The sequence below is a fragment of the Ruegeria sp. AL11 genome (assembly GCF_056540865.1).
Map to the genome: position 1 here is coordinate 273683 of NZ_JBQFXO010000003.1, position 15179 is coordinate 288861.

The following is a 15179-nucleotide window of genomic DNA, read 5'->3' on the forward strand; positions in this document are numbered from 1 at the left end:
CCGGATTACCTGCAGGGATTAGATATGAGAAAAGTGTTTAGGAATTCTGAACCCAGACGAACTGAGCAATTCAACCGCTCCGACAAAGGTGCTGCGTCGTTCCTGCGCTCCGAGCGCGGGACCATGACCATCCTGACGCTGAGCTTGATCCTTATCATCTTCACGGTGGGTGGATTTGCCGTCGACATGATGCGCTATGACCACGAACGCGCGCGCCTTCAGTATTCGCTGGACCGCGCAGTTCTGGCCGCCGCTGACCTCCAGCAGAATCTTTGCCCAAAAGACGTCGTGCAGGACTATCTGGTCAAAGAAAACCTAGACACATTCCTAGATGGAGAAGTCGTAGTCTCCCCAAGATCCTGCGATGATGACGGAAACAAGTTAATCGTCGGACAGCGCCGCGTTGAGGCAAGTGCCACGATGCCGGTCCGCATGCATTTCATGAAATGGTGGGACGTCGACTCGATCAACGTGAACGTTGTCAGCGTCGCCGAAGAGTCCATCGGCAACGTCGAAATCGCGATGGTTCTGGATGTTTCAGGTTCCATGAGAGGGTCGCGCCTGACCAATCTGCAAGGTGCAGCCAAGAGCTTTGTCACCAAAATGTATGAGAACACAAGTTCCGACAAGCTCTCGATCTCGATTATTCCCTATGCAACGCAGGTGGGTGTCCCTTCTGCCGTCATGAACCAGCTTACGACTGCCGGCTCCAATAGATTTGCGAACTGCATCGATTTTGAAACCTCGGATCTGGCGGCAGGCGCGTTCGATCTGACGAAAACCTACAACCAATCGCTATACTATTCACGCTATGGCGGCGATCAGCGTCCGTCCGGCGGGTTCAGCTCACCGCGCATTGACGAACGGTGCCGTTCTGAAGCCAGCCGTCAACTTGTTGTTCACCAGAACAACGAGACGAACCTACACAATTACATCGACTCGTTTTACGCGCGCGACAACACGTCGATCAACGTCGGTATGAAATGGGCACTGACGGTGCTAGACGAAAACTTCCGCCCCGTAGTCACCAACATGATCGCAAACGGCCAGGTACCAGCCGATTTCGCGGGCCGTCCTGCCGATAGCGTCGGCAGTGACACGATGAAAGTCATCGTTCTGATGACCGACGGTGAAAACACTTCTCGCACTTGGGTGAAACCGCCATACAACGATGGCCAATCAGGCATCTGGTGGAACGGAGACGAAGACATCTATTCCGTCAATGTGAACCACTATGACGAGAACGAAGACAGCTTCAGATATGCGTGGCTGGGCGTAGACAGGGCATATTGGGACAGCAGTCGCGGTAAATACTGGGTGCGCGACGAGTATCAGGACCACGCATTTGGCAACAGCGATTTCGATGTCTACCTTTGCAGAGGAACCTACTACAGCAGCGGCTATTGCGACAACCTCGACAGGGACGAGGTTCGCCAGATCGATGAAAATGGGACCGCCTTTTCTCTAACATGGCCTGCCTTGTGGGAGCGCACCTCGCGATATGAAATCTATAAGTTGCTGTATGATTCCGTGGGTTCGACCTATGCATACAACTGGTACTATGCGGCAACTGAGACCGAAAACCGTTCCACAAAAGACGATCAGGTCGAAGCGATGTGCGACTATGCGAAATCGGGCGCAAGAAACATCTTGATCTTCTCGGTCGCTTACGAGGCCACCACCAACGGTCGAAACCTCCTATGGTACTGCAAATCGGATGAAAACGCATATTTCGCACCGACAGGATCCGAGATTGGCGAAGTCTTCGACGATATCGCGGCGAGCATCCAGAATCTGAGGCTGACCCAATGATCCGACATCTGAAAAAAGTGCTGCGAAGGTTTCGCCGCGAAGAAAAGGGAATGGCCACAATCGAATTTGTGATGTGGTTTCCGATTTTCATAATGACCACCTATTCCGGGGTCGAGATGGGGATCGTGGCGTGGAACCATGCCAACCTGGAGCGCGCCTTGGATTCAACGATCCAAGATGTGCGGATGAACCGGATTGATCTCTATGAAGGCGAAACTGCTTGGACGCATGATCTGATCAAACAGATCATCTGCGATGAAGCAGGTGGCATTCCGGACTGCATGAATAGCCTTGCCGTTGAGATGACGAGGGTCAATCAATTCGACAGTAGTACGGTCCTTACTGGCGATTTTGATCGTCCGTTTTGCGTGGATACCCCTGAAGAAATTCGCGGCAAAGACGACCAGATCTTTTCACCCGGAACGGCAAACGAACTGATGATCATTCGGGCGTGTGTCGAAATCTCTCCTTTGTTCTTCGGCACTACTCTTGGCCAGCTAGCTCGACAAGATCCCGACGGACAGTATGAACTTCATGCAACAACGGTGTTTGTCCATGAACCTTAAGTCATTTATCAAACGGCACCTTGGCAATGCTACTGCGCGTTTTTTTCAGAAAGAAGACGGCGTCGTCAGCATTGAAGCCATTATGGTGTTTCCCCTACTCTTCTGGTCCGTCTGGACAACGTATACCTATTTCGACGGATATCGTCAGGGCGCCAGCAACCTGAAAGCGGCCTACGCCGTTGCCGATATCCTGTCCCGAGAAAAAAACACGGTGACAGATCAGTACATCACATCAATGTACGATCTTCAGAAGTACATGATTGAGGAAGGCAACGGGTTGGCGCTGCGGATTTCTTTCGTGCGTTGGGACACTGGCGACGAAGGCACGGACAGTGATGATCGTCACTTCGTAGAGTGGTCCTGTACGCGCGGTGAAGGGCTAGTGCGGTGGTCGAACGAAACAGTTAATCAGGTTTCGGATCGCATTCCGATCATGGCAGACAATGCCACGATGATTTTGGTCGAGACAAGGCACCACTACGTGCGTCCGTTCAAACTCGGGTTCGGCAGCAACGACTTCTTCATTGACAAGTTCATCTTCACACAACCCCGCGGATACACCTTCATCGAAGGGCCGGACTCGTGCAAGGACGCCAACAACGTGGGTGACGGCGGGGGTGATAGCGGACATGACGACAGTACTCCCGAAGATAACACCACTGTGGAGCCGTCAACGCTGTAACACCATAGCCGAGAGTATCTCTGACATGAACTTGGCCTCGGCGGACGCTGTCATGCCGCCGACGCCAACCCGGCGGCCCAGCCGCCACCACAGACCGGGGGCCCAGACATTGCTGGCCTTTTCGCGCGTTCGCACCAGAAACCCATTGGACGGTTTGAACGCGAAAACACCTCGGTCCACAGCTTCAATCTCATCGACCCGCGCAATCACCTGCCCCGATCCGGTGCGCAGCTCTGATGCAGTCAGCTCGATCCTGTCCTGAGTGGCCATCCAAACGCGATAGGCCAACCACAAGGACGACGCGCCAACCGCCAACAAAAACACCTGCCAGACGAGTTCGGGCGGAGAAGCCAGCGCCACGTAAATCACCAAAACACCTACGCTGCCCAGCATGGCAACACCGGCCACCCGTCTAGGGGATGATGCCTCGATCATTGCCAGCACTTCGTCCTGCATGACTGCCTCCTGTCTGTCTGCTGTCTCGTGTATCCGCTTTGCGCAGAAATAAACAGGCCCTCCCCTGCCCTACATTTGCGCACATTCATGGTGCCTCTGCGCAAATTGACCAGTCCTCGGCTGGGCATACATCCTGCAAACAAATGAAGGAGGTTGCCATGTCCCTCAGACCCACATTGGAAACACGCAAGGCCGTACCGACGATGGAAGGTGCGGGCGTCAAGCTGCATCGCGCCTTCGGGTTTCAAGACCCGTCCGAATTGGACCCGTTTCTGTTGTTCGACGACTTTCGCAATGAGAGCCCGCAGGACTATCAGGCCGGCTTTCCCTGGCATCCTCATCGCGGGATCGAGACGATCACCTATGTGCTGTCCGGTACGGTCGAGCATTCGGATTCGCTGGGCAACAGCGGGACGCTTGGCGCGGGTGATGTGCAATGGATGACGGCGGGGTCGGGCATTCTGCATCAGGAAATGCCGCACGGCAATGCTTCGGGCCAGATGCACGGGTTTCAGCTCTGGGGCAACCTGCCCTCGGATCAGAAAATGACCGCTCCGCGCTATCAGGACGTTCAGGCAAAAGAGATTCCCGAGGTCATCGACGATGACGGCACAACAGTGCGTGTTATCGTGGGTGAGTTCTGGGGAAAAACCGGCCCGGTGGACGGTATTGCTGCAGATCCCCAGTATCTGGACGTGCAAATACCGGCTGGTGTCAAAAAGACCTTCAAGATCGATACCTACCGCCGCGCTTTTGCCTATGTGTTCCAAGGTCAGGCGGCCTTTGCCGATGCGTCCCAGCCGACCGGAGTTTTGTTGGAAAAGGAAGTCGCCGGGCAAGAGGTCAATATCCGCGACATGTCCGGAGACCGCACTCTGGTACGGTTCGGCACCGGGGATGAGATCACGGTTCAGGCCGGGCCTGAAGGCGTTCGATTTCTGCTGATCTCGGGTGCTCCGATTGATGAGCCTGTGGCATGGCACGGACCCATCGTCATGAACACGCGTGCCGAACTGGAACAGGCGTTTCGTGAGCTGCGCAATGGAACCTTCATTCGCCCTGCCCACTAAGGCTAAGCCTGACCCGAATATGGGTCAGGCCGTCACTGCGCGGCGAACCATGTCCCAATAAATCTGCTCAACCTCGTCCAACGACAATCGCCCACCCGAGCGATACCAGGTCATCACACCATTCAGCATCGCAATCACCGCCAGCGTGGCGATCTTGGTGTCCGAGATCGCGAAGTGACCGGCTTTTTGGCCCTCACTCAATATCCGCTCCAGAGAGTCCTCGTAGGCGCGGCGCAGATCCTCGATCTCTGCGAAGTTGTCCGGAGTCAGGTTGCGCAACTCCATATAGGCGATGAAAACCTCGTCGGGGCGTTCCAGATGAAACCGGATGTGGAACCCGACAAAGCGGCGCAGAGCCTCTTGCGCGTCGCCGGTTTCACCAAGCGCATCATAGGCTTGCTGCAGCTCCTGCATGTGGTCGCGCATCAGGCGGAACAACAGGCTTTGCTTGTCGGGCGTGTAGTTATACAGCGCCCCGGCCTGAACGCCGACCTCCTTGGCGATCTGGCGCATCGAAACTGCGGCGTAGCCATGGCGGGCAAAAAGACCCAACGCTGCCTTGCGGATGCGCGGGCCGGTTATGTCCGAATGTGATCCCTGTGTACGAGCCATGGACCGACACTATCTGAACGCACGTTCAGATAGAACCCCGCTTGAACAGATCGGGTAAAAGAGGCATCACAAGACCAGTCCTTTGTGAAAGCACCCGTTATGAAGCGCCTGCACATTCTGGTTCTGATCCTGACCCTTGCCGGATGCACAAACTTCCCCGAGTTGGAAGGCAGCGAATCCCGCGCGGTCAAGACGGCGCCTTACCCCAAGCTTTTGCCTCTACCTAACGTTCTGGGCGCGCCTGCCGATCCGGTCAGCGAAGCCTCAGCCGTTGAGCAGGACCTGACTGCCCGGAGCGAGGCTTTGGCGAAGAAAGCCGAAGCGCTGCAAAACGCGCAGATCAACTAAAGATCGGCTTTTCCCAGCCCCGGCCAACGCGTGACGGATTGCGCCCGTGCCCTGAACCGGCTAAGGCAGCGCTGAATGGGCAAAAGGCCCGAAATCAGACTGGTACGAGCGAAAGGAACCCACGGGATGACACAGGCGCTGCGGCTTGGAATTGCGGGCTTGGGAACTGTTGGCGTGGGTGTTGTCCGGATTGTCCGGCGTCATGCCGATCTGTTGCAGGCACGCACCGGACGCCCGATTGAAATCGTCGCCGTCTCAGCCCGTGATTCAAGCAAGGATCGGGGCGTGAACCTGTCGGACTATGCGTGGGAAACCGATCCCGTAGCCTTGGCAAAACGCGATGACGTGGACGTGTTTGTCGAGTTGATGGGCGGTGAAAACGGCCCAGCCAAAGCCTCTGTCGAGGCGGCGCTGGCCAGCGGAAAGGATGTTGTTACGGCCAACAAAGCCCTGCTGGCCATCCATGGTCAGGAACTGGCCGAGAAGGCCGAAGCCGCAAGCCGCGTGATCCGGTTCGAGGCCGCCGTTGCCGGAGGCATCCCGGTGATCAAATCCCTCACCGAAGGTCTGGCTGGAAACGAGATCACCCGCGTGATGGGCGTGATGAACGGCACATGCAACTACATCCTGACCCGCATGCAATCGCAGGAAAAAGGCTATAACGCGCTATTCGATGAATGCGCTGAACTGGGTTACCTCGAAGCGGATCCGAACCTGGATGTCGGTGGTATTGACGCGGCGCATAAACTGGCCCTGCTGTCCTCGATCGCGTTTGGCACGAAGCCGAATTTCGACGGGATCGAGATTGAAGGCATCCAGCACATCAGCCTCGACGATATCCATCAGGCACATGACATGGGCTACCGGATCAAGCTGCTGGGTCTGGCCCAACGCACCGCACGCGGTCTGGAACAGCGTATGCAGCCCTGCCTCGTGCCCAGCGACTCGCCGCTTGGTCAACTCGAAGGCGGCACCAATATGGTGGTCATCGAAGGCGACGCAGTTGAACAAGTGGTACTGCGCGGCCCCGGAGCGGGCGAAGGACCAACCGCAAGCGCAGTGATGGGCGATGTTTGCGATCTGGCACGGGGTCTGAAAATCTCGACCTTCGGGCGCCCTGCGTCCAGCCTTCAAGACGCCACCCCAGCCATCACAGGCCTGCCTGCGCCGTATTACCTGCGTCTGGGCTTGCTGGACAAACCCGGAGCGCTGGCCAAGGTTGCGGCCATTCTGGGAGATGCGGGCGTGTCGATTGACCGGATGCGGCAGTACGGCCACAGCGACAGCACAGCCCCCGTTTTGATTGTCACGCACAAAACCACGCGGGCCACTCTGGATGTGGCGCTGGACGGGTTCCGGACGACCGATGTTGTCGCGGGCGAGCCTGTCGCGCTGCGCATCGAACAGGTCTGAACCCTTGCAGCCTGCGCCATCCGCAGGCTATGCCAGACGAAACGCCATTGCCTGCCAAAGGAATACAACGCATGAACCCTGCCAAAATCGATTTTAACGACCGCCTGCTGTCTTTGGGCCTAGCACGGGTCGCGGAACAGGCCGCGCTTGCCTCGGCCTCGCTGGTGGGGCGTGGTGACGAGAAAGCTGCCGACCAGGCCGCCGTGAACGCGATGCGCGAGCAGTTGAACCTGCTGGATATCGCGGGTGTCGTGGTCATCGGCGAAGGCGAGCGTGACGAAGCGCCGATGCTCTATATCGGTGAAGAGGTCGGTACCGGCGAAGGCCCCGGCGTGGATATCGCGCTGGACCCGCTGGAAGGCACTACGCTGACCGCAAAGGACATGCCAAACGCACTGACCGTGATTGCCATGGGCCCGCGCGGCTCGATGCTGCATGCGCCGGACGTGTATATGGACAAGCTGGCCGTTGGCCCCGGCTACCCTGAAGGCGTTGTCTCGCTCGACATGAGTCCGCGCGAACGTGTTGAGGCATTGGCCAAGGCCAAGGGGTGCGAACCAGCCGATATTACCGTTTGCATCCTGGAGCGTCCACGCCATGAGGCGATGATCGCCGAGGTGCGCGAAACCGGTGCCTCGATCCGTCTGATCACTGACGGCGATGTGGCAGGTGTTATGCATTGCGCCGAAAGCGAAACCACCGGCATCGACATGTATATGGGCCAGGGTGGCGCGCCCGAAGGCGTCCTGGCTGCCGCTGCTCTGAAATGCATGGGTGGTCAGATTTTTGGCCGCTTGCTGTTCCGCAACGATGACGAACGTGGTCGCGCCGCCAAGGCAGGCATCACCGATCTTGACCGTGTCTATGCACGTGACGAGATGGTGACGGCGGATGTGATCTTTGCCGCAACTGGCGTAACAGGTGGCTCTCTGCTGCCGCGCATCAAGCGTGAGCCGGGCTGGGTTGAAACCACCACCCTTCTGATGCGCTCGAAAACCGGGTCGGTTCGCCGCATGTCCTACCGCACGCCGATGTGGTCGCACGACGAAGCCTAAGCGGCTTGCGCCGATACCTTCGGCGAGAGTATCTGTGAAAAGATGAAGAGGCCGGGTCCAAATGGGTCCGGCCTTGGCACATGAGAGGCGCGATGAGTTTTCTTGGGGTTGAGCAATCTTTGACAGGTCGGCGCTGGGTGGGGCCCTCGCCCGAAGTTGAGCGCGCGACTGAAATGCTGGTGCAGCAGGCCGGTTTGCCGCGTGCCGTTTGCCAAGTGCTGGCGCGGCGGGGCGTCCCTCCGATGGAGGCTGCTGGTTTTCTGGAGCCAAAGCTGAAAGAGCTTTTGCCCGACCCGCGCAGCATGAAAGATATGGAAGCCGCTGCGACCCGGTTTCTGAAAGCGGTGCGCGAAAAGCAGCGGATCGCAGTCTTTGCGGATTATGATGTGGATGGAGGCAGTTCGGCGGCGTTGCTGCTGGTCTGGCTGCGACAGATGGGTCTGCAGGCGACGCTCTATGTGCCGGACCGTATTGACGAAGGCTATGGGCCGAACGTTCCCGCGATGCAATCGCTGGCAGCAGCGCACGACCTGATCATCTGCGTGGATTGCGGCACGCTGAGCCATGATCCGATCGCTGCAGTAAAAGGGGCTGATGTGATCGTGCTGGATCATCATCTCGGCGGTGAAATCCTGCCGGATTGCGCGGCCGTGGTGAACCCGAACCGGCAGGATGAAAGCGGCGATCTGGGCTATCTCTGTGCGGCAGGCGTTGTCTTTCTGATGCTGGTCGAGGTTGGGCGGCAAATGCGGGAGGCTGGGGCCAAGGGACCGGATTTGATGCCTCTGCTAGATCTGGTCGCGCTGGCGACTGTCGCCGATGTTGCCCCGTTGATCGAGGCGAACCGCGCTTTGGTCCGACAAGGTTTGAAGGTCATGGCAGGCCGTCAGCGCCCCGGCCTTGTGGCCCTGTCGGATGTCGCTCGGATGGATGCGGCGCCCAATAGCTATCACTTGGGGTTTCTTCTGGGGCCGCGGGTGAACGCTGGGGGACGCATTGGACAGGCCGACCTTGGAGCGCGGCTGCTCAGCACCGACTCTTTGCACGAAGCGCAGGCCTTGTCTGAGCGGTTAGATGCGCTGAACTCTGAACGGCGCGATATCGAAAATGCTGTACGCGCTGCGGCGCTTGAGCAAGCTGAGGAACGCGGTTTGGACGCGCCGCTTGTCTGGGCCGCTGGCGAGGGCTGGCATCCGGGCGTCGTCGGTATCGTCGCCTCGCGCCTGAAGGAAAACGCCAACCGACCAGCCATTGTGATCGGCTTTGACGGCGATGAAGGCAAGGGATCAGGGCGGTCGGTGTCGGGCGTTGATCTGGGGGCCTCGATCCAGCGGCTGGCGGCTGAGGGGTTGTTGGTCAAAGGCGGCGGTCACAAGATGGCGGCCGGGCTAACCGTGATGCGCGATCAGTTGGAACCGGCCATGAAGCGCCTGTCAGAACTTCTGGAAAAACAAGGCGCAGGGCAAGGTGGTCCGGCGGACATGAAGCTCGACGGGGCGTTGATGCCCGGCGCCGCGACAGTGGATCTGATTGAACAAATTGAGAAAGCCGGGCCTTTTGGGGCCAGCGCCCCTGCTCCGCGCTACGCCCTGCCCGACCTGCAGGTGCGTTTTGCCAAACGGGTGGGCGAGTCGCATTTGAAACTCTCGCTTGCGGATGGCCTTGGCGGCGGGCTGGACGCGATCGCATTCGGAGCCTTTGACGGGCCGATGGGTGAAAAGCTCTCAAATCACGGCGGCGCGCGCTTTCATTTCGCCGGTCGGCTTGAGGTTAACACATGGGGTGGTCGCCAAAACGTACAGCTTCGTCTTGAGGACGCGGCCGAGGCAAAATGACCGGTTTCAAGGCAACGGCGGGACAGGTCAAAAAACTTTCGCATCCCTGCATTTTTCGGCTTGCGGGGGTCGGGGTGAAACCGTAAAAGGCCCTCCACAAGCTAGCGTGGCCCGTTCGTCTATCGGTTAGGACGCCAGGTTTTCAACCTGGAAAGAGGGGTTCGATTCCCCTACGGGCTGCCATTTTTGCTTGTGAGCCAAGACTCAGTGGCCCGTTCGTCTATCGGTTAGGACGCCAGGTTTTCAACCTGGAAAGAGGGGTTCGATTCCCCTACGGGCTGCCACTTCACCAGTATTCAATTTTTAAAAGAAAATCAGAAGTCTGGCTTCAGTCTTAAGCTGCTTTCTCTTTGATGCTTCTCTCTTTGATTTCTATCGGCGCTTTTTCAGTTGTGGTTGCCACAGGTTTTTTCGTGCGGAACACTAAGGCAACCTTTCGTTCCAGAGCCCCAAACCTACGCCAGCGTGTCATGCCCCTCGAGCGTTTCGATCTCAAACAGATCGTTGCACCGACGGCAAGCGCGGCGCCATGGTTCACCCACAAACGCCTCGTGCTACCAGCCGCGACGGCCGAACAGAGAATGCAAGCGGTTCTGACCCGCAAACGGGTCGATCGCCTGCGAGCGCTCCAGACCAGAAACAACGCGACCGACCAGAATCCAACTGATCGCGGCGAAGATGATGCCCCCGAAAGCCTGCCCCAAAAGAACTCCGGACGCCCCGGCCAGTGCCGATCCAATTGAGGCGAAGACCCAAGTGCCCACAGTATGGCGACCCCAGTTGATCCATGTGGAATAGACCGGGTGGCCAAGGTTGTTGAAGCTGGCATTGGCGACAAAGATGACACCGTTGAAGAAAGACGCCAGCGCCAGAGGCCCGCAGAACAGGTAGATCAGCACGCGGGTTTCGCCCTCGGCCGCGAACAAATCCGCGATTGGTGCGCGCAACAGGAAAAGGACCGCCGCCATCCCAAGAACGTAGATCGCAGTAAATTTGATGCCGGCCAGAAAGGCTTCGCGCACGCGGGTGAACTGCTCGGCCCCCAAGTTTTGCCCGATGATGGGACCGATTGCCCCAGACAGCGCAAAGATGACCGAGAACGCCACGGGCAATAGCCGCCCGATCACAGCCATTCCGGCCACCGCATCCGTTCCGTACTCGGCGATTTCACGCACGACGATGGCATTGCCGATCGGCGTTGCCACATTGGTCAGCACAGCCGGGATCGCGATGGCCCGGACTGGTTTAAGATCGGATGCGACTTGCCGCAGCGATGGGCGGGAAAAGCCTCGGTGGACGCGCAGGGCGGGCCAAAGCGCAGCGGCGAGCATGCAAATCCGCGCCAGCACCGATGCAATCGCTGCACCGTCTAGCCCCAAACCAACCCCGAAGATCAGGATCGGGTCGAGAACCGCATTCACCACGCCGCCATAGATCGTGGCCATCATGGATCGCCGCGCATCCCCATGCGCCCGCAGAACCGCCATTGCAACCATTGCAATCGCCATCACCCACATGGTCGGCAAAATGATCGACACATAGCGTGTGGCGAGCCTCAACACCTCGCCTTCGGCCCCCAATAACGACAACAACGCGCTGAGGTTCCAAAGCACCAGAACCGGGGTTATCAGCCCGACGCACAGACCCAGCGTTGCAACGCTGGAGGCATATTTTCGCGCCTCCTCCGATCGCCCTGCTCCCAAGGCCCGTGCCGTTAACGCTCCGGCCGAGATCGACAGACCGATATTTATCGCATTGGTGAAGAACAGCAGCGTTCCGGCATATCCCACGGCGGCAGCCAACGCGTCATTGCCGAGCATCGAGATGAACACCATATCGACAAAATCGACTGCAAAGATCGCCATCAGACCGATGCTTGTGGTCAGAGACATGCGCGTAACATGTCGCATCAGACTGCCAGTCAGGAAAACGGCTTCGCCTTGGGATTGATTGGCCATGTCCTACCTGCTCTGCGACGGCGTTTTAGTTCTGTCACCTTCTCAGATGGCGGCGCTGCGTCAACTGTTTCGTTTCGCCCAAAAGGCAGGCCATTTCCGGGCGGTCACCACTGAGTCGGGTTTTGCAAGCCCTGAGCCGAAGCCGTGCTTGACAGAATCCAACCATCTCGTTCTGATACCAGCGTGAGCAAAAACACTGAATCAAACCAATGCATTGCCCGGATCACGCGCTGCTGTCAGCATCGCTCTCGGCATGGTTGCGTTCGGTCTGATGACCCCAAACGCCTGAAAGTCTACCTCTCGTGACAGGACCCATGATGACTTATGTGCGGTTCATCGACCGCGCCAACCGGATGCTGGGTCGCGTGATCATGTATGGCATCTTCGTGATGATGGCGATCCTGCTGTATTCCTCGGTTTCCAAGACATTCTTCGTGCCGTCCCTCTGGACGCTGGAAATGGCGCAGTTCGCGATGGTGGCCTATTACATGCTGGGCGGGCCCTACGCGATGCAGATGGGCGCGAACGTCCGGATGGACCTGCTCTATGGTGAATGGACGAACCGCAAGAAAAGCCAGATCGACGCGCTAACCGTGTTGTTTCTGATTACCTACCTCGGCTTTCTGCTTTGGGGCGGCTGGGACAGCCTGATGTATTCCTTCCAATATGGTGGAGAGCGCTCCTCCTCGGCCTGGCGGCCCTATATCTGGCCGATCAAGACCATCATGGTTATCGGCATCTTTCTGATGCTGCTTCAGGCGATCTCGGAACTCTGCAAGGACATCCTGCGCCTCAAAGGCTTTGACATGGGCAAAAAGGATGATGAGCCCGTCCACATGGCCCCGGAAGACCTTGAAGGAGGGCATCGCGGGTGAGCTACGAACTGATTGCCGCGCTCATGTTCTCGACCATGATGCTGATGCTGCTGACTGGTCAGCGGGTCTTTGGCGCTATTGGCTTTGTTGCTGTGGTTGCAGCATTCTTCCTATGGGGGGACCGCGGAGGATACGATCTCGGCTTTGCGGCGGCGATCAAGGTGATGCGCTGGTATCCCCTTCTGACCCTGCCGATGTTCATCTTCATGGGTTACATCCTGTCGGAGTCACGGATTGCCGATGACCTCTATCGGATGTTCCACGTCTGGATGGGCGGCCTGTCCGGAGGGCTGGCCATTGGCACAATCGGCCTGATGGTTCTGATCTCAGCCATGAACGGACTGTCTGTGGCTGGTATGGCGATCGGAGCCACCATCGCCCTGCCCGAGCTGCTACGCCGCAACTACGACAAGCTGATGGTCACCGGCGTGATACAGGCCGGATCGTCACTGGGCATTCTGGTCCCGCCGTCGGTTGTGCTCGTTCTCTATGCCATGATCGCACGTCAGCCCGTCGGGCAACTCTGGCTGGCCGGCGTGATCCCCGGACTGATGATGGCCACGATGTTCATCATCTACATCGCCATCCGCTGCCGCATAAATCCGGCACTTGGCCCCGTGATGAGCGCGGAGGAACGCGCAGAGGTTACATGGGGCGAAAAGATGCGTCTGCTTGGCGCTGGCCTGCTGCCGCTAGGCATCTTCGCGGTGATGATGGTGCCCTTTGTCAACGGCTGGACCTCCCTGGTGGAAAGCTCCGCCCTTGGTGCCATCGCCGCCTTTCTGGCAGCCGTTCTGAAGCGGCGCATGACTTGGCAGGTCTTTGAAACGTCGATCAAGCAGACGCTGGGCATTACCTGCATGTTCATGTGGATCATCCTCGCCGCACTCGCCTTTGGGGCCGTCTTCGACGGTCTGGGCGCGGTCAAAGCAATTGAGAACCTGTTTACCGTTCAACTCGGCCTGAACCCGTGGATCATCCTGATCCTGATGCAACTGAGCTTTCTGCTCATGGGAACGTTCCTTGATGACACGGCCATGCTGGTCATCGTCGCCCCCCTCTATGTGCCGCTGGTCGGCGCGCTTGGGTTTGACCTGATCTGGTATGGCGTGCTCTACACGATCACCTGCCAGATCGCCTATATGACACCGCCTTTCGGGTATAACCTGTTCCTGATGCGGGCCATGGCCCCGCCTGAGGTAACGATCAAAGACATTTACCGCTCAATCATCCCGTTTGTCTGCGTGATGGCTGTGGCACTGGGATTGGTGATGGCCTTCCCCGACATTGCATTGTGGCTTCCGGGCATCGTCTACGGAAACTGAGCATACAAGAGAAGAAGCCGGAAAAACTGGTTCGATTTCAACAAAAAGCACAGGAGAGGAAGACTATGACAACAACAAGACGCAGATTTTTGCGCACTGCTGCTTTGGCCGCGCCTGCGACACTGGCAGCGCCCTCAATCGTCAAAGCGCAGGCCCCGATCAAATGGCGCTTTCAGACCTACGCAGGGGGGGCGTTGGGTGAGCATGTGACCAAACCGGCCATCGATTACATCAACGCCAATGCCAATGGCGAGCTTGAGATCGAGCTGTTCTATGCCGACCAGATCGTCCCCACCGGAGAGCTGTTCCAGGCGCTTCAGCGCGGCACCATCGACGGCGTGCATTCGGACGATGACTCGATGGCCTCGCCCACGCCGCTGCGCGTGTTCGGAGGGTACTTCCCTTTCGCAACCAAGCACATCCTCGACGTTCCTGTCCTGTTCAACCAGTACGGTCTAGCCGATATCTGGCGGGACGAATACGCCAAGGTCGGTGTGCAATGGCTGTCCGCCGCAGGTCAGGACCCATGCAACTTTAACACCAAAAAGGAAATCACCTCGGTCGCCGACCTGGATGGGTTGAAGCTCTATACCTTCCCAACGGCTGGTCGCTTCCTTGCCAAGTTCGGCGTGGTTCCGGTGAACATCCCCTATGAAGACGCCGAAGTGGCCGTTCAGACGGGTGAGTTGGATGGCATGGCATGGTCTGGCATTACCGAGGATTACACGGTCGGCTGGGCTGATGTGACCGACTACTTCCTGACCAACAACATCTCGGGCGCGTGGATCGGATCGTGGTTCGCCAACCAAGAGCGTTGGAACGAGTTGCCGGATCACCTGAAATCTGTCGTGATGGCCGGGATCGAAGCCGGGCACACTTATCGGAACCAGTGGTACTGGGGTGGCGAAGCCGCGTTGCGGGCCAATGGTGACAAGCTGGAGTTGCGCTCGGTTCCACCCGGCGAATGGGCCGAAGTCGAGAACGCGGCCAAGGAATTCTGGGACGAGATTGCTCAGGAAGGCGAAGTCCACCAGAAGATCATCGGCATCTTCCAAGAATACAACAGCGTCATCAATCAGGCTGGCGTGCCCTACAACTTCGAATAAAGAAAACGGGCGACCCCGCGGAAAGGGGTCGCCTTTCCAATTTGTCATCCACAGAAACGAACCGAC

Annotated in this window: 14 protein-coding genes and 2 tRNA genes; 13 read left to right on the forward strand and 3 right to left on the reverse strand. The window is 58.0% G+C overall.

The genetic code is table 11. From position 1 onward, the window contains the following. Nucleotides 1-24: 24 nt before the first annotated feature. The 3 genes from ACR0IP_RS07040 to ACR0IP_RS07050 are packed head-to-tail and all read left to right on the forward strand — an operon-like array spanning nucleotide 25 to nucleotide 3060. Nucleotides 25-1812 (forward strand): Tad domain-containing protein, encoded by a 1788-nt coding sequence (locus ACR0IP_RS07040; RefSeq protein WP_480524631.1) that lies wholly within the window; start codon nucleotides 25-27, stop codon nucleotides 1810-1812. Continuing rightward, entirely contained in the window at nucleotides 1809-2378 is a 570-nt protein-coding gene (locus ACR0IP_RS07045; RefSeq protein WP_480524633.1) for a TadE/TadG family type IV pilus assembly protein, read from the forward strand. Before ACR0IP_RS07040 ends, ACR0IP_RS07045 begins: the two co-directional genes overlap by 4 nt. Further along, nucleotides 2368-3060: a hypothetical protein gene (locus tag ACR0IP_RS07050; protein ID WP_170718248.1), complete on the forward strand. Its 693-nt coding sequence runs from the start codon at nucleotides 2368-2370 to the stop codon at nucleotides 3058-3060. The genes ACR0IP_RS07045 and ACR0IP_RS07050 overlap by 11 nt, the downstream gene beginning before the upstream one ends. On the opposite strand, the gene ACR0IP_RS07055 is transcribed toward ACR0IP_RS07050, so the two are convergent. Next, entirely contained in the window at nucleotides 3049-3516 is a 468-nt protein-coding gene (locus ACR0IP_RS07055; protein ID WP_480524635.1) for a hypothetical protein, read from the reverse strand. The two genes, ACR0IP_RS07050 and ACR0IP_RS07055, sit on opposite strands and share 12 nt — an antisense overlap. A gap of 158 nt (nucleotides 3517-3674) precedes the next feature. Between ACR0IP_RS07055 and ACR0IP_RS07060 the strand changes: the two genes are divergently transcribed. Continuing rightward, nucleotides 3675-4586: a pirin family protein gene (locus tag ACR0IP_RS07060; protein ID WP_170376225.1), complete on the forward strand. Its 912-nt coding sequence runs from the start codon at nucleotides 3675-3677 to the stop codon at nucleotides 4584-4586. A 24-nt stretch (nucleotides 4587-4610) separates the two neighbouring features. Here ACR0IP_RS07060 and ACR0IP_RS07065 read toward each other — a convergent pair whose 3' ends face one another. Beyond that, nucleotides 4611-5198 carry a TetR/AcrR family transcriptional regulator gene (locus ACR0IP_RS07065; RefSeq protein ID WP_170660497.1) on the reverse strand — a complete coding sequence of 196 codons (588 nt, stop codon included), beginning with the start codon at nucleotides 5196-5198 and terminating at the stop codon, nucleotides 4611-4613. An 84-nt stretch (nucleotides 5199-5282) separates the two neighbouring features. On the opposite strand from ACR0IP_RS07065, the gene ACR0IP_RS07070 reads away from it, so the two are divergent. The 6 genes from ACR0IP_RS07070 (at nucleotide 5283) to ACR0IP_RS07095 (ending at nucleotide 10133) form a co-directional block, all read left to right on the forward strand. Beyond that, nucleotides 5283-5546 (forward strand): hypothetical protein, encoded by a 264-nt coding sequence (locus ACR0IP_RS07070; RefSeq protein ID WP_480524637.1) that lies wholly within the window; start codon nucleotides 5283-5285, stop codon nucleotides 5544-5546. 126 nt (nucleotides 5547-5672) lie between these two features. Next, the gene (locus tag ACR0IP_RS07075; RefSeq protein ID WP_480524639.1) at nucleotides 5673-6959 is read left to right on the forward strand and encodes a homoserine dehydrogenase; all 1287 of its coding nucleotides are present in this window, start codon (nucleotides 5673-5675) and stop codon (nucleotides 6957-6959) included. 71 nt (nucleotides 6960-7030) lie between these two features. After that, nucleotides 7031-8014, forward strand: a complete 984-nt coding sequence (gene glpX / locus ACR0IP_RS07080; protein WP_170376218.1) for a class II fructose-bisphosphatase — start codon at nucleotides 7031-7033, stop codon at nucleotides 8012-8014. Between the two features lie 92 nt (nucleotides 8015-8106). After that, on the forward strand, nucleotides 8107-9849 hold the full coding sequence (recJ, locus tag ACR0IP_RS07085) for a single-stranded-DNA-specific exonuclease RecJ (protein ID WP_480524641.1): 1743 nt from the start codon (nucleotides 8107-8109) through the stop codon (nucleotides 9847-9849). A 108-nt stretch (nucleotides 9850-9957) separates the two neighbouring features. Beyond that, nucleotides 9958-10032, forward strand: a tRNA-Glu gene (locus ACR0IP_RS07090). A 26-nt stretch (nucleotides 10033-10058) separates the two neighbouring features. Further along, nucleotides 10059-10133, forward strand: a tRNA-Glu gene (locus ACR0IP_RS07095). Between the two features lie 270 nt (nucleotides 10134-10403). Here the strand turns inward: ACR0IP_RS07095 and ACR0IP_RS07100 are convergent. Then, complete coding sequence (locus ACR0IP_RS07100) at nucleotides 10404-11807, reverse strand: MATE family efflux transporter (RefSeq protein ID WP_480524643.1); 1404 nt, start codon at nucleotides 11805-11807, stop codon at nucleotides 10404-10406. A 314-nt stretch (nucleotides 11808-12121) separates the two neighbouring features. On the opposite strand from ACR0IP_RS07100, the gene ACR0IP_RS07105 reads away from it, so the two are divergent. From ACR0IP_RS07105 to ACR0IP_RS07115, 3 genes are all read left to right on the forward strand, one after another. After that, nucleotides 12122-12682 (forward strand): TRAP transporter small permease subunit, encoded by a 561-nt coding sequence (locus tag ACR0IP_RS07105; RefSeq protein ID WP_480524645.1) that lies wholly within the window; start codon nucleotides 12122-12124, stop codon nucleotides 12680-12682. Beyond that, nucleotides 12679-14007, forward strand: a complete 1329-nt coding sequence (locus ACR0IP_RS07110) for a TRAP transporter large permease subunit (protein ID WP_170470302.1) — start codon at nucleotides 12679-12681, stop codon at nucleotides 14005-14007. The genes ACR0IP_RS07105 and ACR0IP_RS07110 overlap by 4 nt, the downstream gene beginning before the upstream one ends. A gap of 65 nt (nucleotides 14008-14072) precedes the next feature. Further along, the gene (locus ACR0IP_RS07115) at nucleotides 14073-15113 is read left to right on the forward strand and encodes a TRAP transporter substrate-binding protein (protein ID WP_480524647.1); all 1041 of its coding nucleotides are present in this window, start codon (nucleotides 14073-14075) and stop codon (nucleotides 15111-15113) included. Nucleotides 15114-15179: the final 66 nt, after the last annotated feature.

Coding starts and splice junctions, on each gene's coding strand:
- ACR0IP_RS07040 (WP_480524631.1), top strand. CDS start 25: ATGAGAAAAGTGTTTAGGAATTCTGAACCCAGACGAACTGAGCAATTC.
- ACR0IP_RS07045 (WP_480524633.1), top strand. CDS start 1,809: ATGATCCGACATCTGAAAAAAGTGCTGCGAAGGTTTCGCCGCGAAGAA.
- ACR0IP_RS07050 (WP_170718248.1), top strand. CDS start 2,368: ATGAACCTTAAGTCATTTATCAAACGGCACCTTGGCAATGCTACTGCG.
- ACR0IP_RS07055 (WP_480524635.1), bottom strand. CDS start 3,516: ATGCAGGACGAAGTGCTGGCAATGATCGAGGCATCATCCCCTAGACGG.
- ACR0IP_RS07060 (WP_170376225.1), top strand. CDS start 3,675: ATGTCCCTCAGACCCACATTGGAAACACGCAAGGCCGTACCGACGATG.
- ACR0IP_RS07065 (WP_170660497.1), bottom strand. CDS start 5,198: ATGGCTCGTACACAGGGATCACATTCGGACATAACCGGCCCGCGCATC.
- ACR0IP_RS07075 (WP_480524639.1), top strand. CDS start 5,673: ATGACACAGGCGCTGCGGCTTGGAATTGCGGGCTTGGGAACTGTTGGC.
- glpX (WP_170376218.1), top strand. CDS start 7,031: ATGAACCCTGCCAAAATCGATTTTAACGACCGCCTGCTGTCTTTGGGC.
- recJ (WP_480524641.1), top strand. CDS start 8,107: ATGAGTTTTCTTGGGGTTGAGCAATCTTTGACAGGTCGGCGCTGGGTG.
- ACR0IP_RS07100 (WP_480524643.1), bottom strand. CDS start 11,807: ATGGCCAATCAATCCCAAGGCGAAGCCGTTTTCCTGACTGGCAGTCTG.
- ACR0IP_RS07105 (WP_480524645.1), top strand. CDS start 12,122: ATGATGACTTATGTGCGGTTCATCGACCGCGCCAACCGGATGCTGGGT.
- ACR0IP_RS07115 (WP_480524647.1), top strand. CDS start 14,073: ATGACAACAACAAGACGCAGATTTTTGCGCACTGCTGCTTTGGCCGCG.